Raw genomic sequence first — 21150 nt, 5'->3', positions numbered from 1 at the left:
TATGAGAATGAACATGTCTGTAAAAAATGCTGCCCCCGCGCGCACTCAGGAGCCCGCCAAAACCGCGATCTCTGCGTTGTGGCGCCCGGCGCTGGTCCAGGCGTTCGTCAAGCTGGACCCCCGTCAATTGCAACGCTCGCCGGTCATGCTGGTGGTCGAGCTGACCGCCATTCTGACCACCGTGCTGTGCTTTGTGCCCGATACCAGCGTGCCGACTTTCGTGGCCGTGCAAATCGCGGTGTGGCTGTGGTTCACCGTGTTGTTCGCCAACTTCGCTGAAGCCTTGGCCGAAGGCCGTGGCAAGGCCCGCGCCGACAGCCTCAAGGCCGGCAGTGAAGGCCTGAGCGCGCGCCGCAAGGAGGCCGACGGCAGCTTCAAGGTGGTACCGGCCACCAGCCTGCGCAAAGGTGATGTGGTGCGCGTCGCGGCAGGTGAAATGATTCCTGGCGACGGCGAAGTGATCGAAGGCATCGCCGCGGTCAACGAAGCGGCGATTACCGGCGAGTCCGCCCCGGTGATCCGCGAGTCCGGCGGCGACCGCTCGGCCGTCACCGGCAACACCCGGCTGGTGTCGGACTGGCTGCTGGTCCGCATCACCGCCAACCCCGGCGAGTCGACCCTGGACCGCATGATCGCGCTGGTGGAAGGCGCCAAACGCCAGAAAACCCCCAACGAAGTTGCACTGGATATCCTGCTGATCGGCCTCACCCTGATCTTCCTGCTGGTGGTGGTCACCCTGCAGCCGTTCGCACACTTCGCCAATGGCAGCCTGCCCCTGGTGTTCCTCGTCGCACTGCTGGTGACGCTGATTCCCACGACCATTGGCGGCTTGCTCTCGGCCATCGGCATTGCCGGCATGGACCGTCTGGTGCGGTTGAACGTGATCGCCAAGTCCGGTCGCGCGGTGGAAGCGGCAGGGGATGTGCACGTGTTGCTGCTGGACAAGACCGGCACCATCACCTTCGGTAACCGTCGTTGCACCGCCGTGGTTGCGGCGCCCGGTGTCAGTGGTCGAGAAGTGGCTGAAGGCGCGTTGTTCGCCTCCCTGGCCGATGACACGGCGGAAGGCAAGTCCATCGTCGAATACCTGCGCGCCTTGCACCCCCAGGCCGAGCCGACGCTGGAGCAACTGACCGCCGTACCGTTCAGCGCGGAAACCCGGTTATCCGGTGTCGATTACCAGGGCCGCGTCTTTCGCAAGGGCGCGGTGGATTCGCTGCTGGCGTTTATCGGCCAGCAACGCAGCGACCTGTTACCTGCGCTGTCGCGGGAAATCGACAAGATCGCGCAGAGTGGCGGCACCCCGTTGCTGGTGTGCGCCGATGGCAAGTTACTCGGTGCGATCCATCTCAAAGACGTGGTCAAGCCCGGTATCCGCGAGCGTTTCGCCGAGCTGCGCAAGTTGGGCATTCGTACCGTGATGGTCACCGGCGATAACCCGCTGACCGCCGCCGCGATTGCCGCTGAAGCCGGCGTGGATGATGTATTGGCTGAAGCCACGCCTGAGAAGAAGCTGGCGCGTATCCGCCATGAACAGAACGACGGTCGTCTGGTCGCCATGTGCGGCGACGGCGCCAACGACGCCCCGGCACTGGCCCAGGCCGATGTCGGCATGGCGATGAACGACGGTACCCAGGCTGCGCGGGAAGCCGCGAACATGGTCGACCTCGACAGCGATCCGACCAAGCTGCTGGACGTGGTGCAGATCGGCAAGGAGTTGCTGGTGACCCGGGGTGCGCTGACCACCTTTTCCATCGCCAACGACGTGGCCAAGTACTTCGCGATCCTGCCGGCGCTGTTTGCCTCGATCTATCCGCAACTGGGCGTGCTCAATGTCATGCACTTGCAGAGCCCGCAGAGCGCGATCCTGTCGGCCATCGTGTTCAACGCGCTGATCATCGTGGTGCTGATTCCCCTGGCCCTGCGCGGTGTGCGCGTGCAAGCCGCGAGCGCGGCCGCGCTGTTGCGCCGCAACCTGCTGATCTACGGCCTGGGTGGGCTGCTGGTGCCCTTTGTGGGCATCAAGGCGATCGACATGCTGCTGACGGCGCTGCACCTGGTTTGAGCCTGATCGTTCCCACGCTCAGCGTGGGAACGCCGCCCCGGACGCTCCGCGTCCCACCGCATCACTGCACCGAGGAGTCTGAAATGTCCAACATCATCCGCCCAGCCCTGAGCCTGCTGGTACTCATGACCCTGATCACCGGCGTCGCCTACCCGCTGGTGGTGACCGGCGTCGCGCAAGTAGCCTTTGCGGACCAGGCCAATGGCAGCCTGGTGCGCGATGCCAGCGGCAAGGTGCGCGGCTCCAGCCTGATCGCCCAGGATTTCAGCGGCGACGGCTGGTTCCACCCACGCCCTTCGGCCGGCGCGTTCGCGACGGTTTCCAGCAGTGCCAGCAACCTTGGCCCGAGCAACCCCGCACTGGCCGCGCGTATCTTTGACGACGCGACTAAACAACAGGTGCCAGGGCAGGGGCCGGTACCTTTGGCCTCGCTGACGACCTCCGGCAGCGGGCTCGATCCACACTTGCCACCCGAGGCAATTGCCTATCAACTGGCGCGAGTGGCGGCCGCACGGAATGTACCGGTGTCGACCTTGCAGCGGCTGTTGGATGAACACATCGAAAGCCCGTTGGTAGGCCCGCCCGTAGTCAACGTGCTGGCCCTGAACATGGCCCTGGAAAAACTCTGAACCCTGTGGGAGGGGGCTTGCTCCCGATAGCGCTGGTTCAGTTGAAATAGCTGTTACTGACACACCGCTATCGGGAGCAAGCCCCCTCCCACATTTGATCTTCATTGAACCTGACTACTTTGAACACCTGAGGAACCCCCGCGCATGAGCGACTCCGGCCGCGCCGATGCCCTGCTAGCCGATCTGCCCCGCAACGGCCGTGGCCGGCTCAAAGTTTTCCTTGGCGCCGCGCCCGGCGTTGGCAAGACCTACGCCATGCTCCAGGCTGCCCATACTCAACTGCGCCAGGGTGTGGCTCTGATCGCCGGGGTGGTCGAGACCCACGGCCGCGCCGAGACCGAAGCCTTGCTCAGCGGTTTGCCGCAACAGCCGTTGTTGCGCAGCGAATACCGGGGCGTAATGCTTGAAGAAATGGACCTCGACGGCCTGCTCGCGGCCCGGCCCAAGCTGGTTCTGGTCGATGAACTGGCCCATAGCAACGCCCCCGGCAGCCGTCATGAAAAGCGCTGGCAGGACATCCAGGAACTGCTCGCGGCCGGCATCAACGTGTTCACCACAGTCAACGTCCAGCACCTGGAAAGTCTCAACGACCAGGTGCGTGGCATCACCGGCGTGCAGGTGCGCGAAACCCTGCCAGACTGGGTGCTGCAGGAGGCCGACGAACTGCTGCTGATCGACCTGCCGTCCCGCGAATTGCTCGAGCGCCTGCGCGACGGCAAGGTGTATGTGCCGGAACAGGCGCGTGCGGCCATCGATGCGTTTTTCACCCAAACCAACTTGATGGCCCTGCGCGAGCTGGCCATGCAGACCGCTGCCGCCCATGTCGACGACGATCTGGCCCAGGGATATCGCCAGCTCGGCCAAGCGGCGCCGGCGGTGCGGGGTCGCCTGCTGGTGGGGGTCGATGGCGATGCGCAAGCCGAACGCCTGGTGCGCCATGCCAGCCGGGTCGCCCAGCGGCGGCATTTGCCGTGGAGCCTGGTGCATGTCGACAACGGCCGCGCGCGGGATGAGCAGTCACGGCTGCGCCTGCAGAATGCCCAGCAACTGGCTGAACGCCTGGGCGGTGAGGTGGTGCTGCTGCGGGCCGGCGAGGTGGCGAGGACGTTGATCCAGCATGCGGCCGAGCGCCGCGCCAGTCTGGTCTTGGTGGGGCAGTCGCGCATGCGCTGGCGTCGGCGTCTGTTCGGCGGTGGCCTTGCCGCACGCTTGCTGCGCGATGCGCGGGGGCTGGAAATCAACGTGCTCGACAGCGACGATAGGCCAGCAGCGCCGCGCTTGCCGGATGTGCGTGGGCTGCGCTGGTTCGATTATGCCCTGGCCGTGGTGGCCACCCTGGTTGCGGCCGGCCTGGCGTGGGGCGTGTCCAGCCTCTTGCCGTTGCCGAATATCTCGCTGGTGTTCCTCGCTGCGGTGCTGCTGGTGGCGGTGCGCAGCAGCCTGGGGCCTTCGCTGGTGTGTGCGGCGTTGTCGTTCATGACCTACGACTTTCTGTTTATCCCACCGAATTTCTCCTTTTCCATCCAGCGTGAAGAGGACGTCCTGACGCTGTTGTTTTTCCTGTTGATGGCGGCGCTCACCGGCAACCTGGCCGCACGCCAGCGTCGGCAATTACAGGCGCTGCGCGATACCCAGGAAGAAACCAGCGAGCTGCTCGACCTGTCACGCAAGCTCACCGCCGCCACGGATCGCCAGGCGGTCATCAGTGCAGCGGCTCATCACCTGCAAGGCTGGAATGAGTTGGATCTGTGCCTGGTCAATCGCGACGGCCAGGGCGGTTGGACGATCGAGACCGGTGGCCCGCTGACCCTCACCGAGGCCGAGCGTGCCGCCGCCGACTGGGCCTGGCAGCACGACCAACCGGCAGGCATGGGCACCGGCACCTTGCCGTTTGGACGCTGGTGGTGGTGGCCGTTGTCGGGTGAAGAGGGCCCCTTGGGCTTGCTGGGCGTCAGCGCGAAAGCCGGCATGGAGTTGAGTGGCCAACGCCGTCGCCTGCTCACGGCATTGAGCCAGCCGTTGGCCCAGGCGTTGGCGCGTGCGCAGTTGGCGCAGGAATTGGAGTCCGCGCGTTTGCACGGTGAGACCGAACAACTGCGCAGCGCCTTGCTCGCCTCCGTCTCCCATGATTTGCGTACGCCGCTGACCTCCATGCGCGGCAGTATCGACAGCCTGCTGGCGCTGGGTGAGGCGATCCCCTTGGAGGACCGTCGCGAATTGCTCGAAGGTACCCGTGATGAAGCCGAGCGCCTCGACCGCTATATCCAGAACCTGCTGGACATGACCCGCCTGGGCCACGGTGCGCTGAAGCTGGCGCGCGATTGGGTGTCGCCCGGGGATATCGTCGGCAGTGCCCTTGGCCGCCTTCGCGCCGTGCTGGCGCCTTTGCAGGTCGACACTGATGTGCCGCCGGACTTGCCCTTGCTCTATGTGCATGCGGCGTTGATCGAGCAGGCCCTGGTCAATGTCATGGAAAACGCCGCGCGCTTTTCGCCGCCCCAGGGCCGCTTGCAGTTGAGCGCCGGCGTGTCGGACGGCCAGGTGTTTTTTGCCGTGGCCGATGAGGGGCCGGGAATTCCGGAGGACGAACGGGCAAAAATCTTCGATATGTTCTACACCGCTGCGCGCGGTGATCGCGGCGGGCAGGGCACCGGCCTGGGGTTGGCGATCTGCCAGGGCATGGTCGGTGCGCACGGTGGGCACATCAGTGTGGCCGACGGTATTGAAGGGCGGGGCACCTGTATTACCTTGTTCCTGCCATTGCCTACACAACCTGCCTTGGAGCAAAACCTGTAGGAGCGAGCTTGCTCGCGAAGGTCGTTAACGATAAAGATGGCTTCCTGAATGTACGCGGCGCCTAGACGTTTTTCGCGAGCAAGCTCGCTCCTGCATGGGTTGGTTTTTAATTGATTTTAACTGAGACACCATGAGCCAGACCTCGACGATTCTCGTCATTGATGACGAACCGCAGATCCGCAAATTCCTGCGCATCAGCCTGGCCTCCCAAGGCTATAAGGTGATCGAAGCCGGTAGCGGCAACGAAGGCCTTGCTCAGGCGGCGTTGAGCAAACCGGACTTGCTCGTCCTTGACCTGGGCCTGCCCGATATGGACGGCCAGCAGGTGCTGCGCGAGTTTCGCGAGTGGTCGACGGTGCCGGTATTGGTGCTCTCGGTGCGGGCCAGCGAAGCGCAGAAGGTCCAAGCCCTTGACGGTGGTGCCAATGACTACGTGACCAAGCCGTTCGGTATCCAGGAGTTCCTCGCCCGGGTGCGCGCCTTATTGCGTCAGGCTCCGGCGGGGGAAGCGCAGGAGGCTGCGTTGAGTTTCGGCCCGCTGACGGTGGACCTGGCCTACCGCCGTGTTCTGCTCGACGGCGTCGAAGTGGCACTGACCCGCAAGGAGTACGCGGTGCTGGCGCAACTGGCGCGGCATGCGGGGCGGGTGATTACCCAGCAGCAATTGCTCAAGGATATCTGGGGGCCGACCCATACCGAAGACAGCCACTACCTGCGCATTGTAGTAGGGCATTTGCGCCAGAAGCTGGCGGATGATCCGATGCAGCCGAGGTTTATCGTGACTGAGGTGGGGGTGGGGTATCGGTTGCTGGGTGCTTGAGTTTGCCGGGGCCTGAAGCGGCCTCACACACTTTGAATGTATTCACAGATCAAAATGTGGGAGGGGCGGTGCGACGATTCGACTTGCCCCCGATGGCGGCCTCTGGGCTGGCCGGGATGTTGGATTGGGCCGAGTACATATCCATTATTTAGGTAACGGCCACTTAGGGTTCCGCCCTGACGGCGGGTCACTTTGGAAAAGCCCCAAAGTAACCAAAGGGCTCTTGCCCCACCACTCGGCACCTCGCTCATGCTCGGTGTGCCCTCTCTCCGGCTTGAATCCGTGGGCCGCCGCAATGGGCCATCCCTGGCCCAGTGCGGCTAACCCGGCGTCCTGCCGGGTTACCCACGGATTCAAGCCTGCGTTCGGCCAGCGTGGTTTAACGGGGCGCCTGAGATCAAAAGCAGATCAAGATCAAGAGCGACTCGCTTCGCATCGTGGGTACCGTTGGCTGCTACGGCCTACAACGTTCCCGATGAGGGCATCCATAACAGTCGGAGTTTCAGGCCTGCTCACTCTCATACCGATCCAGCGTATCGCTGGCAATTTCCCTCCCCAGCGCGATCAATTCCGGCGCCTTGTAGAACTCGAAAAAACGGCACACTCGCTTTGGCACGTTGATCAGCACATCCGGCGGGTAACCGGCGATTTTGTATTGTGCCAATGACGTTTGCATCACTTCGAAACTCTGGTTGATCAGGTCCAGCAGTGAGGCGGGTCCGACATTGTCGATGATGAACGAGCCCGTGGCCGACTTCGGCGCGCCGGCTTTTTCCGGGGCGGCGGCGGGTTGCTGGGATTCGGGCTCGGCCGAGTCCAGCCATGGGTTGATCTCGGCGGCCTGGGCCTGCAAGGCTTCCTGCTCGAGCTTCATCAGTTGCTCGGCCTGTTTACGCCGAAACGGCAGGTGCGAGCCCAATGATTTGGCCAGGCTGTTGAAGCGGCTTTTGAATGCCGGCGGGCGCTGGATCACCGGCAGGTGATAGTGCTTCTGGTTGGTGGCGTTGAGGTTGACCGCAATGATCAGGTCGCAATGGCTCGACACCACCGGCACGATAGGCAACGGGTTGAGCAAGCCTCCGTCCACCAGCATGCGGTTGCCTTGCATCACCGGCGTGAACAGGCTGGGGATCGCTGCCGAGGCGCGCATGGCCTGGTGCAGGCAACCCTCCTGGAACCAGATTTCCTGCTGGTTGGTGAGGTCGGTGGCCACGGCGGTGTAGGGGATGCGCAGGTCTTCGATATTGATTTCGCCGACGATCTTGCGGATCTGCCCGAACACCTTTTCACCGCGAATCGCGCCCAGGCGAAAGCTCACATCCACCAGGCGCAATACGTCGAGGTAATCCAGGCTTTCGATCCAGTTTCGATACTCGTCCAGCTTGCCGGCGGCATAGATTCCGCCGACCACGGCGCCCATCGAGCAGCCGGCAATACAGGCGATGTCGTAGCCGCGTCGTTCGATTTCTTCGATCACGCCGATATGGGCGTAGCCCCTGGCCCCGCCGGAGCCCAACACCAAGGCAACACGTTTTTTCATGACCAGACCCTTCGCAAAACAGGTGCCCACAATGCACCCATCCAGGGGGGCGCTTCAATCCTTGGTGAGCCCTGAGAATATTTTTCCAGAATCGCTACGGGGCTCGGGTATGCTCTGGCAATAGGTACTACTGATTTCAGGCTAGGGACAAGGCACTTTTCCCTGTAGGCAACGTCTACAGGCTACGACAGATTTTGTATATTTTGAGGTGTCATCAATGAAAGCCTGGATGTGTGTACCTGTGATCCTGTTGGCCTTGGCGGGCTGTGCCGGGAAGACCGCGTATCGCGACAGCTGCGGGTCGCAGTTGGATGCCGCCTGGAAAGAACTGGACCTGGCCAAGGCCGAGGGCTTCGCCGGCACCGTCAGCTACTCCAAGGCGTTGTCGCTGTTGACGGGGGCCAAGACCCAGCAGCAATTCGAAGCGTTCGAAGGCTGCTCCAACAAGGCCGAGAAGGCGCGCTTCTATATTCGTGAGTCACGCGCCGGGCGTTGATCAGCCACGCATAGCATTTTTCATCGCAAAGGGAGGGCAGGATGTCAGCGCTGGTCAATCAGTTAGTTGCTCAGGTCATTGGCCTGGAAGTAGGGTTGCTGAGCTGCCAGGCTCGTCTTGCTGCCGTCACCGACGATGAAGCCTTGCATGATCTGCGCACCACGGTGCGCCGTCTGCGCAGCCTGTTGCGGCCCTTGCGCGGGTTACCGGGTGTTGAACAGCTTGAATCCGCCGCCCGCACGGTCGGCCAATTGACCACCCCACTGCGTGACCGCGAAGTGCTGGCGGCGTACTTGCAACAGCACGGGCACCAGCAGGCGGCTGAGCGTCGTCTGCGCCTGCAGCCTGAGGCCTATCGCCAGGTGGCGCAGAGCCCGGAGCTTGCCCACCTGCTGCAGATCCTTGATGCGTTTCCACGCTTTATCCGTGCATCCCAACACCAGAAACTGCTCAAGAGCCTGCGCTCACGCATCCAGAAACGCCTGGCCAAGCAATGGAAAACCCTTGAGCACGCGCTCAAGGATCCAGAACATGATCGCCACCGTTTGCGCTTGCTGATCAAGCGTGTGCGCTATGCGGCCGAAGCGTATCCCGAATTGGACAAGCTGCCGGCCAACGCCGTGGCCGGTTTGAAAAAAGCCCAGGGTGCCCTGGGTGATTGGCATGATTGCTGGCAATGGCTGCTCCAGGCCGAGCACCAGGCGGACTTGCAGCCCTGCATTGCGACCTGGCGTGCCGGCATGGTCAAGGCCGAGGCACGGGCGGATCGTGTGCTCGACAAGCTCAGCGCCCATTGTTTCTGAACCGGTCCGGCTTTTGGCCGGAATAGGCGCTGTACCTGGCGGGGTGGATGGTTAAGATCCCCTCATCATTTGCTTGATGTGAGGTCGCCATGCGCTTTAGTGATTTGCTCGACGCTGCTCGCAGCCATCCGCTGGATGTCACCATTCCCGCCGAATGGGCTCAGGGCCGCGCCACGTTTGGTGGTTTGGTCGCTGCCTTGCAGTACGAGGCCTTGCGGGCGCAGGTGCCGGCCGACCGGCCGCTGCGCTCACTGGCGATCACTTTCGTCGGCCCGGTAGCGCCGGATGTGCCGGCCAGTTATGAAGTTGAAGTATTGCGCGAGGGCAAGGCCGTCAGCCAATTGCTGGGCCGTGTGGTGCAGAACGGTGAAGTGGCGACCCTGGTCCAGGCCAGTTTCGGTGCGGCCCGCCAGTCGGAAATCGACGTGGCGAGCGAGTCGCCACCGGTGTTCAAACATTGGAATGAATGCCAGGAACTGCCGTATATCAAGGGCGTCACCCCCGAATTCATGCGACACCTGGCAATGCGCTGGAGCGTCGGCGGCCTGCCGTTTACCGGCAATAAATCCCGTGAAATGGGCGGGTGGGTGCGTTTGCGTGGGGATGTGAAGGAAGAGCCGCTGACCGAGGCGCATATCCTCGCACTGGTCGATGCGTGGCCCCCGGCGTTGCTCCCGCACCTCAATAAGCCAGCGCCGGGCAGCACCCTGACCTGGACCATCGAGTTCATCCAGCCACTGCAGGACTTGACCACCCTTGACTGGTGCCAATACCACGTCAACATCGAACACGCCCGCGACGGCTATGGCCACGCCGCCGCCGCGCTCTGGAGCCCGACCGGCGAATTGATCGCCCTCAGTCGCCAGACCGTAGTGGTCTTCGCCTGACGCTCAACGCGGGTGGCGCAGCCGCCAGGCACGCCACCAGCCACCGCTGAGCACAAAGCGCGGAAACGTCACGAACTGCTCGACCACCAGGCGTTGCACCGCGTCCTTACGGTCGCTGAACGGCTCACTGGCCTGGGCTTCCAGGCTATGGCCATGACGCTGCAACGCCAGGCCCGCCACTATCCCGATCACGCCGATGGCGACACTGACCAGGCTCAGGCTGAACACACCGGAGACGATCAACAAGAAGCCGATGATGAACAGCGGCACGGCAATCAGGTGCAAGGCCAGGTTGGCCGGGTGCTGATGGTTTTGTGGGTAATGACGCCATTGCCAGGCGGGGAGATTGGGGTGACGTTTGCCCATGATGGTGAATCCTCTGTCCGTTGAAACAACTTGGATGGAGTTTAGGTGGGAGAGGGTGGGGCGGCGAATTGGGGTTGGCTATGGGGGTTATAGAGGGGTCGTTAGGGTGTACATCTTTCAAGCCCAAATGACACAGTCATGCTCATCCATGTGTACTAGGAACGTTAGTTGTCTATCCGTTATCCAGAATGGGTATCCAGAGGTCTCACCTGAAATCGACGTAATAGTTTGCGCGTCGTCAACTTCCCAACCTCTCAAGCTTTTTGGCATTGATCGCCATAGCTGCGCTGCGGCATGGTTGTAGGAGTCGGATTAAGGGCTAAGTGGTCCTACAGCTTCAACTGCCCAATCGCCTTATTCAATTCTCCCGCCAACGTCGCCAGTTCATTACTGGTGGTCGCCGAATCCACGGTCTGCTGTACGGTGTTCTCGGTTACATCACGAATACTCACCACGGCGCGGTTCATCTCTTCGGCGACATGGCTCTGCTGTTCGGCGGCCACCGCAATCTGGGTGTTGCTCTCACGCATCTGCGCCACGGCGCCGGTGATTTCGGCGAGTGCGGCGCCGGCTTCCTGGGCCTGTTGCACGCAGTCATCGGCCTTGAGCGAGCTTTCCTGCATGAAGTCCACCGCGTCGCGGGTACCGGCTTGCAGCGCCGAGACCATGCGGGTGATTTCGTCGGTGGAGCTCTGCACGCGCTTGGCCAGGTTGCGCACTTCGTCGGCGACCACCGCAAAGCCACGGCCCATTTCGCCGGCGCGGGCAGCTTCGATGGCGGCGTTGAGGGCGAGCAAGTTGGTCTGTTCGGCGATGCTGTGGATCACCCCGACCACGCCGTTGATTTTCTGGCTGTCTTCGGCGAGTTTCTGGATCATCTCAGCGGTCTGCTGCACACCGGTGGACAGTCCGGCAATCGAACGTTGCACACGTGTGACCACTTCCTGGCCGCTGCCGGCGAGGGTATCGGCGGTTTGCGAGAGGTCGCGGGTGGCCCCGGCGTGCTGGGCAATATGGTGGACGGTGGCGGTCATTTCGTTGATCGCCGTGGCGGCCTGGTCGGTCTCGCTTTGCTGGCCGAGCATGCCGTGCTGCACCTCGTTCATGCTGCTGGCCAGGCGGGCGGCGCCCTCGTCCAATTGCCTGGCGGTCCGGGCCACGGTATTGACCACCCGCTGGTAGCCCGCTTGCATGGCATTGAAGGCGCTGGCCATTTGCCCGACTTCATCCTTGCAGGCCAGGGGCACCCGGGCGGACAGGTCGCCGGTCTTTTCTACATGGAGCATCACGTCCTTGAGGGTGTTGAGCTGGCTGAGCAGGAAGCGGATCAGCAGTTGCGAGGCGCCGAGCATCGCCAGCATCAGGACCGCCACCGCCACCGCATAGTTGACGAAGCGTTCGCCGAACACCTGGCGCAGGCTTGGCGCGTAGGCGAGAACGGCGACCTGTTGTCCGTCGGCACGGCGGATGACCTCGGCGCCCACCAGCGGGTTCACGCCGAACAAGGGCAGGTGACTGAGCTCGACCCAGCCGCTTGCGCCTTGCAAGGCGGACAGATCCTGGCCTGCCCGTTGTGGCGCCTGGTCGCGGGTGAAGGTCAGCCAGTTCTCGCCAGTGGGCAGTGTCTTGTCGGCCGGCCAGGTGTTGAGCAACTGCGCCTGGGCCCTGGCCGAAACCTGGGACGCCTGGCTGCGGGCCTGTTGTTCGAGCTGGACGGCATACAGCACCAGCAGCAACGTGGTGATGAAAGCGACCGCGTTGACGGCCCAGAATTTGTACTTCAGTGAGATATTGCTAAGCCAGGCACCCATGGAGGTTTTCTCTGATAGCGGAAACAGCATTGGCAAGGTGCCATTATTGTGCCGCTACTCAGGAACGGGTTTTTGACATGGGTCAATGCGCCGCATCACCGACGGTAGGCAAGCCGAAAAAAGCCCGGGCACAGGCGGTACTGTGCAGCGCCAGGTCTTCCAGCGTTTCATGGCGATGCAGGGCAACTTCGCGCAGCACTTCGCTCAGGAAGGCGGGTTCATTGCGGCCGTTCTTCGGCTTGGGGCGTAGTGTGCGTGGCAGCAGGTAGGGCGCATCACTTTCCAGCATCAGACGGCCGCGGGGAATTTCCCTGACCAATGGGTGCAGATGCGTCCCACGGCGCTCGTCGCAGATCCAGCCGGTGATGCCGATGTGCAGGTCAAGGTCGAGGTAGCTGAAGAGCGCCTGTTGTTCGCCGGTGAAGCAATGCACCACGGCGGCGGGCAAGTGGTCACGGTAATCCTTGAGGATCTCCAGCAGGCGCTGGTTGGCGTCGCGCTCGTGAAGGAACACCGGCAATTTCAGTTCGACAGCCAGGGCCAGGTGTTCCTCGAGGACTTTTTCCTGTTGTGGGCGCGGCGAAAAGTCCCGGTTGAAGTCCAGTCCGCATTCGCCGACGGCACGCACACGGGGCTGGTTGAGCAAGTCGCGCAAACGCTGGGCGCTGTCGCTGCTCCAGGCGCTGGCGGAGTGGGGGTGGATGCCGGCGGTGCTGAACAGGCGTTGCCCACTGTCATCAAGGCTTGTGCACAGCGCCAGGGCCTGCTCGCTGCCTTCGACACTGGTGCCGGTGAGCACCAATTGCTGCACGCCGGCGGCATAGGCCCGCTCGAGAACGGCCGAGTGCCTCTCGTCGAAACTGGGGTTGGTCAGGTTGACGCCGATATCAATGAGTTGCATGGTGCTACCTCCGCCTGCGGCCGGAAAGCATATCAGAGCTGTAGATTTATAAGAAAAACGAAGAACTACAACGCGTTATAGCTGTCTTTGAACGTCGCCAGCGACATTGTGGCGGGCCCTTTGCCTCTCACCCTGTCGTCGTTGCACGCCTTGCCAGCGCATTAAGCGCTCTGTTTCTGACGCCCGACACCTGGTGTTTAACGAAGGTGTTGGCCAGTATTCTTTCCGGAGAGCGGATGATCCGACCCGCGGCGTTACTCATGATGTGCGTGACGTTACTGCTGCCCATGGCGGCGGTCGCGCGTCTGGATGGGCCGCTGGAAGTGACCAAGCCCGGCAAGGTCCGTGACCTGGCAGAGATTCGCTCCAGTCGTACCCTGCGTGTGTTGGTCAACCAGAGCCGCAATAGCTCTGGTGAAGTGCAGGGCCAGGCCATCGGTGTCGAATACCATCGCCTGCGAGCTTTCGAGCAATACCTCAATGGCCGTGCCCGCGATGGGCAGGCAATCAACCTCAAGATCATCCCCAGGGCCAAGGACCAGTTGCTTGCCGCGCTGGCCCGTGGCGAAGGCGACTTGGTAGCCCCCGGCGAACTGCTGGACGTGAAGGCCGCGCACAAGATCAGCAGCAGTGACCCGATCGCCAGCAACGTGCCGCTGTGGCTGGTTGGCGTCAAGGGTGAACGACGGTTTACCAGGTTGGAGCAATTGTCGGGCCGCACCCTGACGTTGACCACCGGCAGCGCGGCGGCGGATGCGATCAGCCAGGCCAACCAGAAACTGGCCCTGCACAAGCGCCCGCCGATCAAGGTGGAATGGGTCGACCCGAGCCTGGCGGTGGAAGACGTGCTGGAGATGGTGCAGGCCGGGATCTTTCACCTGACCATTGTTGAAAAACCGATTGCCGAGCGCTGGTCGAAAATCCTGCCCAAGTTGCGCTTTGACAAGCAGGTGGTCATCAGTGAGCCGGGCGACGAGTACTGGTTCGTGCGCCAGGATGCGTCGATGCTGCGGGCGAGCATCGATCGTTTCCTCAAGACCTACCACACCCCATCTGACCAGGATGTGGCGTTCCAGCGTATCTATCGACGTCTCTACCAGGTGCGCAACCCGTTGGCCCGCGCCGACCGTCAACGCCTGGAGAAACTGCGCCCGGTCCTGCAAAAGCATGCGCGCGAGCAAGGCATGGACTGGTTGAACCTGGCCGCGCTGGCATTCAAGGAGTCCGCGCTTGACCCAGGGGCACGCAACAGCGGTGGTCCTACCGGTTTGATGCAGATCACGCCTTCGGCGGCGCAGCGGGTGGGCGTGAACAATATCGAGAATCTGGACAGTAATGTGCAGGCGGGCGCGCGCTACCTGGCCATGATCCGTCGCAAGTTCTTTGCCAGCCCAAAGCTCAACGAGCGCGAACGCATGGCCTTTGTGCTGGCCGCGTATAACATGGGGCCGGAGCGGGTGCAGGGCATGCGCACCGAAGCCCGGCGTCGGGGGCTCAACCCCAATCAGTGGTTCTTCCAGGTTGAACGCATTGCCATGGAGCAGGTAGGGATGGGCGGCGTCAGCTATGTTAATAGCGTCAACAAATACTATCTGGCGTTCGACCGGGAGCGGGAGTCCCTGGAACCGTCGGCGCCGAACGTTGCGTCGCGTAAATAATCGAATTTGTCGATGGTGATAATGCAGTTTTTCGGCTTTTATCATTGTTTAAACTGATTAATATAGCGGCCAACCAACCCCTATCTGAAAAAGGATTTACCTCGTGAGCCCATTGATTACCCGTGTCCTGTCCACTCGCGCAGGTTATGGTCTGACCGTTCTGCGCATTTTCGTCGGTATCATCTTCGCTGCCCACGGCTCGCAAAAACTTTTTGGCTGGTTCGGCGGCGGTGGTCTGGCCGGCACTGCCCAATGGATGGAAAGCATCGGCCTGGCGCCGGGCACCCTGATGGCCGTGTTGTCCGGCGGCACCGAGTTCTTTGCCGGCCTGGCGCTGATCATCGGCCTGCTCGCACGTCCTGCGGCACTGGGCCTGACCTTCCTGTCGCTGGTGGCGATCTTTTCCGTGCACATTCATAACGGGCTGTTCATGGCCAACAATGGCTATGAGTTTGCGCTGGCCCTGCTTGGCGGCTCGCTGGCGGTACTGTTCGAAGGTGCCGGCAAACTCTCGGCCGATCGCGCCATCACCCACTGATCGTTTCGCAAGGTAGGAGGCCCGCCACGTGCGGGCCTTTTTCGTTGCTCGGGATTCTTGACACTGCCCCGCCAGCTTCTCTAGGATGCTGCTCATGCGCCGATTTAAACAGCTAATTGCGGGGCGCCACTGGACTCAAGCAGTCCGACAGAACCATGCACTCATCAGCAGGCACGGGTCGAAATACCGCTAAAGCGCTGGTTCGGTGTTGCCTCTCACCTGCCCGCAGACTTTTGAGGCAGAGACACGACACAATGAATGCACCACGCGCCCTGATACGCCTGGCCCCCATCACCGCGGACCTGACTCAGCGCAGCCCGAAAATCCTCCTGGGCGGCAAGCACCAGCCGACGCTGCTGCGCTACCTGGATGGCTGGCCCCGTCGCACCGGGCGGCCTTCGGCGTTCCTTATCCAGTTCGTGGAAGACGGCGACTCCCTGACGCGTTTCGCCAGTAACAGCTTTGACCTCGCTGTTATCCAGGCACCGAGTGCAGGCAATGCCGAAGAGGTGATCCGCCAACTGACCCGTATTGCCCGGCAAGGGTTGATTGCCCGTCGCTGATACCCGCCGCCCGGCGATCAGCCAAAGGTCACCGGCGACCATCGGCGTCGACGCAGGCAGCGATACCGTAGCCAGGCTATCAGGCACAGCATCAGGGGCACCATCGCGATCATCAGCAGCTTTATGGTGCGTTCGAAGCGGTTTAACGGTGCATACGCCTGCGCCTTGAGGGCATGCAATTCCATCGGCAGGCGCAGGCGCTCCTTGTTAAGCGCTTGCAATTGGGTACTGGTGTCCACGACCTGGGTGCCCAGGCCTGTGGCCTTTGGATTGAGCCGTTGCCATGCTTGTTCGGTATGCTCAAGACGACGTTCCAGTTCCGCTGCCTTTTCCCGATAGGCCTGTGCGGCAGCTTCGCGCATGGGCGTGAGGGTGCTGAGCGAACGCGACGTGATGTGCGGGCGAATATTGGCAAGTAATGCGGGTGCCGCCAGGTTATCCAGGGTATTGAGTACGAACTGCAGGTTGTTGTTGCCCGTTGCCTGGCTGACAGCGTCGGCGAGTACATCGGTATCGGCAACCACCACGACCTCGATCCGGGCAGCCTTTTGCAAGCCGGGCGGCTGTCCGCTCAATCCGTCAGGAAATGCCGAATAGGCCGGCCCCTCGAGACGCGCGGCGATGACATGGCGCTGACCTGAAGTGGAGGCTTCGTCAATCAGCGCGTCGAACTGCGTCGTTGAAGCAAAACGCTCGGCGTCCAACAGCGCAGACTGCCGAGAGCTTTGCAGCAGCGGGGTGAACGTCTTGCGGTTTTTTCGGGCGCGCAAGATCGCGCCACTGCTTGATACGCTCAGGCTGTCGAGTTTCCAGGTGCTGATATCGTGAGCATTCATTGCCGGTCGTGGCAGTTTCAATCTGGCGGGGTGCAGCACGGCGGGCATGCCCGGGCCGAGCGATGCCGACGAGGCGTACAGGCTGTCGACCAGCAGCTTGTTCGTGGGCATGCGTATGCCCCAGGCGTTCAACAGGCCATCGAGCCTGGAATCTACCGATACGGCTTCAGACCCCATCTCGCTTACCGGGTCGATGAAGATCATCAGCTTGCCGCCCCCCAGGACAAACTGTTCCATGGCGTAAAGCGCTTGTTCGGCCAGCGCCCTCGGTTGTACGACCATCAAGCTACCTATCGAGTCAGGCACCTGGGAGATGTTGGTGGCCAACTCTGTCAGGTTGAAATGCCCGCGCATCTGCTCCATCAGTTGGCTGGCGGACTCATTCAACGGCAACCCGGACAGCAGGCCGACGCTGGGCCGTTGAGGGTGCATCAACCTATAGATCAGTTGGCTGATCTGATACTCGAGCAGCGGTTCGTCCACGGGGTTAAACGCATCGATGCGTTGCATACCCTAGCCGGCACGCGTGCCTATAAGGCCAAGGAATCCTTGTGTGTCATCCAGGCCGAACAAGCTGGCTTTGTAGGCATCTTCGGAAAAAGGGGTTGGATCAATAATGTGCAGGTTGATCATGCCGTTGGCGGCTTCTTCGAATTCCTGGAGCAAATCCGCTATGCGTTGGCCGAATCGTTTCACGGCTCGGCTTTTCCTGGGTGCTGTGAGCGAGTTGAAGTAATACAAGTCCAGTGGACTTTCAAGCGTCGCGAGCAACTGCTGCGTCGAGGGTGATAACGTATGAATTTTCTGTCGTGAAAAGTCCCAGCGGGAATCGGGTAGTTTGTTTAGCCAGACCAGATTGAATGCCAGGAACAGTAATAATATGACGACCAACGTCATACCCACACGAAGAGCGGATCGCATCAGCGACTTTCCTTAGCTGTTTTTATAGTTGAGTGTAACGATGGTTGCAGAAAGGAAGGCAACGATCATGCTGACAAAATATAAACCGTCATGCAGTGTTATTTTGCCGTTGTCCATTGAACTGAAACGGGATATCGGGTCAAGTTTCATGATGCTGTCAACTATCCAGATTGGCGCTTGATGTTCAAGCGCATCCAGGACCGAAGACAGCCCGCTGATGGTCAACAGCAAACCCAGGGTGAGGAGAAAAATAATAATCCGCTGGTGCGTGAGTGCACATATAAAGCAACCGACCGATAGGTAACTTCCCGCCAGTAGCCAACTTGCCAGAAATTGTGATGCGATCACCCCGTTGTCGGGCGTTCCCAGAAAATGCGCGGCCGCCACTATAGGAAAATTCAACAATAGGGCAATGCTGCAGACCACCCAGGCTGCGAGGAATTTTCCGATCACGCGTTCTGCCGAGGTGAGGGGCAGGGTTTTCATCATGTCGCAAAAGCCGATGTTGCGTTCATCCGACCACAGTTGCATTGATAGGCTGGGTATCAACAGCAGGTAGAGCCAGGGGTGCAGTTCGAAAAAAGCCTGCAAGTCACTGCTGTCGCGCTCCATCCAGCGATGGGTATACAGCCCCAGCGTCGCACAAAGCACCAGGAAAAACGCCACGCTCAGGTAGGTGTGTGGGGTACTGGCATAGCTGGCGAGTTGGCGTTTGAATATGAGGGGCAGCAGTTTCAAGAGGATACCTCGTGGCTCAGATGGTGAACGACATCGTTCAGGCGACCTGGCTCCAGATGCAGTGACGTGATGTTCCAGCCGCGATGGGTGATGAGTGAATTGATGGCAGGGAAAATGGCGTGCCCGGGCATGGCCAGGACCGTCACCTTGCCTGGGTTTTGACGGTCTTCCTCGATGCCGGCCACGCCGGGCAGTACGGCAAGGGCGAGTAGATCCACGGGCGGATCGGCTGCGAGCGTCACCGCTTGGAAGTGCCGGGAGCAGCGCTGCAAGTCCGCCAGCGAAGAGTCGGCAATCAGTCGCCCGCCTGCGATTACCAGGGCGCGGGTGCAAATCTCGGACAGCGCGTCGTAATGGCGGGAGGCGATGATGATGCTCATTTCTTCGTTCAGGGACTGAACAAGCGCCCTGAATTTGAGCTGTTGCTCGGTGTTCAGCCCTTCGGTGGGCTCGTCCAGGAGGAGGACGCTGGGGGAGTGCAAAATGGCTTGTGCAATCGCGACGCTGCGCTTCACGTCAAGGCTGAGTACATCGATGGGGCAGTTGAGTACGGGGTGTAGCTCCAGTCGCATGGCGACCCGGTCGACGTGCCGGCGTTTTTCGGCACCCCTGAACCCTCGGGCGGTGGCCACAAAGTTGAGGATGCTTTTGACCGACAGCGTGTGATGGGTTATGCCCCCCTGGAGCTGGTAACCGACGGCTTGCCTGGCGAGAGTTGAATGGGTTTGGGTACTCAGGCCCTGAATGCTGACGTGCCCACGGGTGGGCCTGGCCATGCCGGAAATCAAATTCAGCAACGTTGTTTTACCGGCGCCATGCTCTCCCAGCAATCCCACGCATTCATGGCGTTGGGCACAGAACGAAAAGTCGCTTATCACGCTTTTCTTGCCCAGGTACTTTGTCAGGTTGCTGACTTCGATCATAGGTTTACCGAATCAATTGGGCGGTGCCTGAAGAATGTTTAGTTGTGGTGTCGGTGCGTTAAAAAGATTACGTTCAAATACCTGCTCTTGGGAACGCTGGGCTCACTTAATAAGTAAAGTCCTACGTTTGATTTGATAACGCGCTGAAACAATTGTGTTGTTCTGAATACTTAATAATGGTCGGATATTTGTCTGACATTTATATAAGGTTTTCTTTTTGCAATGAGGCCTGACTGCCATGATGCTTCTACGTACCCTTGTTCTTGAGCGCAGCGGCGAGGATGCTCCCGTCAACGGCGCACTGTTGTGCGGCTTTGCGGTCAAACAGACATCCTCCAACTTCCTGGTATATAGCCTTGATGAAGAAGCCGAACCCGGTCATTCCAGGGTGTATATCGCCGCCTTGCGCAAAAAACTCGAACGGTATTTTCTTGGCGGGGTTGAGTCCAAGGAGGACTTGCAAGTAGCGATGCAAGTCTTTAAGCAAATTCTGATGATGGCGGCGGCATCCGGCAATAAGGACGCTGCCGTCACCGAGTCTCAGGTTCCGTTTCACTTCATTGATCTGAAAGGCTGCAGATTGCCGCCTGCCAGGCCCGAAGATCATCACTCAGTGATCGTCAAGAAAGCCCTGGTGATGAAGGTGATTACATTGGGCATGTCCGCCCCCGCTGCGCCTGCCATCGAAAGCAGCGCGGTCATCGTGCCGTCGATCCGCTTTTCATCGCAAATGGTTGCACCGCCGCGGGGCAAGAGTGAGCCGGAGCCCGTCCCGAGGCCTGTGGATGAAGTGTGTGTTGAAGAGCCGCCGCCTCCGCCGGTCACGGTACCCGAAGTGGCGCGGGTGCCGGTCGAACCCAGCGCGCCGATTGCTCAGGCAGACCCCATCGAAATGCCGTCGCAACCCCGCTCCTCCAGGGAGAATACCTCCATTCTCGAGATAGACAGCACGCTGAGCAATCTGGCCAGGGGCGCCCAGGAACTGACACAGAAGAAACAGGCTGTCATCGAGCGCGAAGAGATGCTCGAACAGTGGCAGGCTCGATTGCAGCAACAGCAGAATCAGCAGGATGAAAGAAGCCGGGCGTTGGACCAGCAGCATTCGCGCCTGCAGGAGCAAGCACTGGAAGTGAGCCAAAAGACCGAAAAGATGGTGTTGATGATGTCGCAGCTATCGCTGATGCGACAGCGCCTGCAAGGCACGCTCGTTGAACTGGACCAGGTCCTCGACGGGCAGGGCTGAGTCACTGTCGGGCTGGATACTTTGCGCCGTTGATTTATGATCGATCCCCGCCGGCCGACGCCAGGGTATGATGCCCTGGTCTGTCGACACTATTGGACATTGCCTGGGGATGCACGCGTTTGAGTACCAAGCTGATAACCAAAGAAGGCCATGAAGCGCTGAAAAAGGAGCTGGACTACCTCTGGCGTGAAAAGCGCCCGGACACCACGCGCAAGGTGACGTGGGCAGCTTCCCTGGGAGATCGCAGCGAAAACGCGGATTACCAGTACAACAAGAAGCTGTTGCGTGAGATCGATCGGCGGGTGCGCTACCTGCGCAAACGCCTCGAAGATATGCGCGTGGTGGAATACATGCCCGAGCAGGAGGGCAAGGTGTTTTTCGGTGCGTGGGTCGATGTCGAAAACGAGCAGGGCGAGACCAAGCGTTTCCGCATTGTGGGTTATGACGAGATCTATGACCGGATGGATTACATTTCTATCGACTCCCCCATGGCACGTGCGCTGCTGCGCAAAGAGGTAGACGATGAAGCCATCGTACAAACCCCCGGCGGTGAGGTGTGCTGGTGGATTACCCGGATCGAATATGTGAAATAGCAACTGATGGCCCTTGCCGGAGC

At 60.9% G+C, this 21150-nt stretch carries 18 protein-coding genes and 1 pseudogene; 12 read left to right on the top strand and 7 right to left on the bottom strand.

The window, feature by feature from the left end:
* Position 1 precedes the first annotated feature (1 nt).
* The 4 genes from kdpB (at position 2) to J1G34_RS01960 (ending at position 6310) form a co-directional block, all read left to right on the top strand.
* Complete coding sequence (gene kdpB / locus J1G34_RS01975; RefSeq protein WP_240995446.1) at positions 2-2065, top strand: potassium-transporting ATPase subunit KdpB; 2064 nt, start codon at positions 2-4, stop codon at positions 2063-2065.
* Positions 2066-2148: 83 nt separating this feature from the next.
* Positions 2149-2694: a potassium-transporting ATPase subunit KdpC gene (gene kdpC / locus J1G34_RS01970; protein WP_065896605.1), complete on the top strand. Its 546-nt coding sequence runs from the start codon at positions 2149-2151 to the stop codon at positions 2692-2694.
* Between the two features lie 144 nt (positions 2695-2838).
* A complete protein-coding gene (locus tag J1G34_RS01965) occupies positions 2839-5490 on the top strand; it encodes a sensor histidine kinase (protein WP_065893602.1) in 2652 nt (883 codons plus the stop codon).
* Positions 5491-5620: 130 nt separating this feature from the next.
* On the top strand, positions 5621-6310 hold the full coding sequence (locus J1G34_RS01960) for a response regulator (protein ID WP_065897472.1): 690 nt from the start codon (positions 5621-5623) through the stop codon (positions 6308-6310).
* A 502-nt stretch (positions 6311-6812) separates the two neighbouring features.
* On the opposite strand, the gene J1G34_RS01955 is transcribed toward J1G34_RS01960, so the two are convergent.
* A complete protein-coding gene (locus tag J1G34_RS01955) occupies positions 6813-7850 on the bottom strand; it encodes a patatin-like phospholipase family protein (RefSeq protein ID WP_065886464.1) in 1038 nt (345 codons plus the stop codon).
* A gap of 217 nt (positions 7851-8067) precedes the next feature.
* Here J1G34_RS01955 and J1G34_RS01950 point away from each other — a divergent pair, with 217 nt between their 5' ends.
* The 3 genes from J1G34_RS01950 (at position 8068) to J1G34_RS01940 (ending at position 10036) form a co-directional block, all read left to right on the top strand.
* Positions 8068-8346 carry a hypothetical protein gene (locus J1G34_RS01950; protein WP_003238638.1) on the top strand — a complete coding sequence of 93 codons (279 nt, stop codon included), beginning with the start codon at positions 8068-8070 and terminating at the stop codon, positions 8344-8346.
* A gap of 41 nt (positions 8347-8387) precedes the next feature.
* The gene (locus tag J1G34_RS01945) at positions 8388-9149 is read left to right on the top strand and encodes a CHAD domain-containing protein (RefSeq protein ID WP_222993163.1); all 762 of its coding nucleotides are present in this window, start codon (positions 8388-8390) and stop codon (positions 9147-9149) included.
* 89 nt (positions 9150-9238) lie between these two features.
* Complete coding sequence (locus J1G34_RS01940) at positions 9239-10036, top strand: acyl-CoA thioesterase (protein ID WP_222993161.1); 798 nt, start codon at positions 9239-9241, stop codon at positions 10034-10036.
* Positions 10037-10039: 3 nt separating this feature from the next.
* Here J1G34_RS01940 and J1G34_RS01935 read toward each other — a convergent pair whose 3' ends face one another.
* From J1G34_RS01935 to J1G34_RS01925, 3 genes are all read right to left on the bottom strand, one after another.
* Positions 10040-10402, bottom strand: coding sequence for a DUF962 domain-containing protein (locus tag J1G34_RS01935; RefSeq protein WP_065897476.1), 363 nt, complete (start codon positions 10400-10402; stop codon positions 10040-10042).
* A 329-nt stretch (positions 10403-10731) separates the two neighbouring features.
* Positions 10732-12213, bottom strand: coding sequence for a methyl-accepting chemotaxis protein (locus J1G34_RS01930; protein WP_222993159.1), 1482 nt, complete (start codon positions 12211-12213; stop codon positions 10732-10734).
* Between the two features lie 82 nt (positions 12214-12295).
* Positions 12296-13114: a TatD family hydrolase gene (locus J1G34_RS01925; RefSeq protein WP_222993158.1), complete on the bottom strand. Its 819-nt coding sequence runs from the start codon at positions 13112-13114 to the stop codon at positions 12296-12298.
* 236 nt (positions 13115-13350) lie between these two features.
* Here J1G34_RS01925 and J1G34_RS01920 point away from each other — a divergent pair, with 236 nt between their 5' ends.
* The 3 genes from J1G34_RS01920 to J1G34_RS01910 all read left to right on the top strand — a co-directional run bounded on the left by J1G34_RS01920 (position 13351) and on the right by J1G34_RS01910 (position 15873).
* Positions 13351-14772 (top strand): MltF family protein, encoded by a 1422-nt coding sequence (locus J1G34_RS01920; protein ID WP_122462908.1) that lies wholly within the window; start codon positions 13351-13353, stop codon positions 14770-14772.
* Positions 14773-14875: 103 nt separating this feature from the next.
* Complete coding sequence (locus tag J1G34_RS01915) at positions 14876-15310, top strand: DoxX family protein (RefSeq protein ID WP_065884450.1); 435 nt, start codon at positions 14876-14878, stop codon at positions 15308-15310.
* Between the two features lie 254 nt (positions 15311-15564).
* Positions 15565-15873, top strand: coding sequence for a class I SAM-dependent methyltransferase (locus tag J1G34_RS01910; RefSeq protein ID WP_222993156.1), 309 nt, complete (start codon positions 15565-15567; stop codon positions 15871-15873).
* A 17-nt stretch (positions 15874-15890) separates the two neighbouring features.
* Here the strand turns inward: J1G34_RS01910 and J1G34_RS01905 are convergent.
* The 3 genes and pseudogenes from J1G34_RS01905 to J1G34_RS01895 all read right to left on the bottom strand — a co-directional run bounded on the left by J1G34_RS01905 (position 15891) and on the right by J1G34_RS01895 (position 19291).
* A pseudogene (locus tag J1G34_RS01905) lies at positions 15891-17630 on the bottom strand (GldG family protein).
* A 12-nt stretch (positions 17631-17642) separates the two neighbouring features.
* Positions 17643-18368 carry an ABC-2 transporter permease gene (locus tag J1G34_RS01900; RefSeq protein ID WP_065884453.1) on the bottom strand — a complete coding sequence of 242 codons (726 nt, stop codon included), beginning with the start codon at positions 18366-18368 and terminating at the stop codon, positions 17643-17645.
* Positions 18365-19291: an ABC transporter ATP-binding protein gene (locus J1G34_RS01895; protein ID WP_128875646.1), complete on the bottom strand. Its 927-nt coding sequence runs from the start codon at positions 19289-19291 to the stop codon at positions 18365-18367. The genes J1G34_RS01900 and J1G34_RS01895 overlap by 4 nt, the downstream gene beginning before the upstream one ends.
* Positions 19292-19529: 238 nt before the next feature.
* Between J1G34_RS01895 and J1G34_RS01890 the strand changes: the two genes are divergently transcribed.
* Together J1G34_RS01890 and greB are read left to right on the top strand one after the other, a co-directional pair.
* Complete coding sequence (locus J1G34_RS01890) at positions 19530-20534, top strand: hypothetical protein (RefSeq protein ID WP_222993154.1); 1005 nt, start codon at positions 19530-19532, stop codon at positions 20532-20534.
* Between the two features lie 119 nt (positions 20535-20653).
* On the top strand, positions 20654-21127 hold the full coding sequence (gene greB / locus J1G34_RS01885; protein WP_065892558.1) for a transcription elongation factor GreB: 474 nt from the start codon (positions 20654-20656) through the stop codon (positions 21125-21127).
* The last annotated feature ends 23 nt before the right edge of the window (positions 21128-21150 follow it).

Origin of the sequence: Pseudomonas sp. Wu6 (assembly GCF_019891515.1) — a bacterium.
In the GTDB taxonomy this organism is placed as follows: Bacteria; Pseudomonadota; Gammaproteobacteria; order Pseudomonadales; family Pseudomonadaceae; genus Aquipseudomonas; species Aquipseudomonas orientalis_A.
Note: the sequence above shows the minus strand (reverse complement) of the source record. Positions and strands in the feature narration are given on the sequence as shown.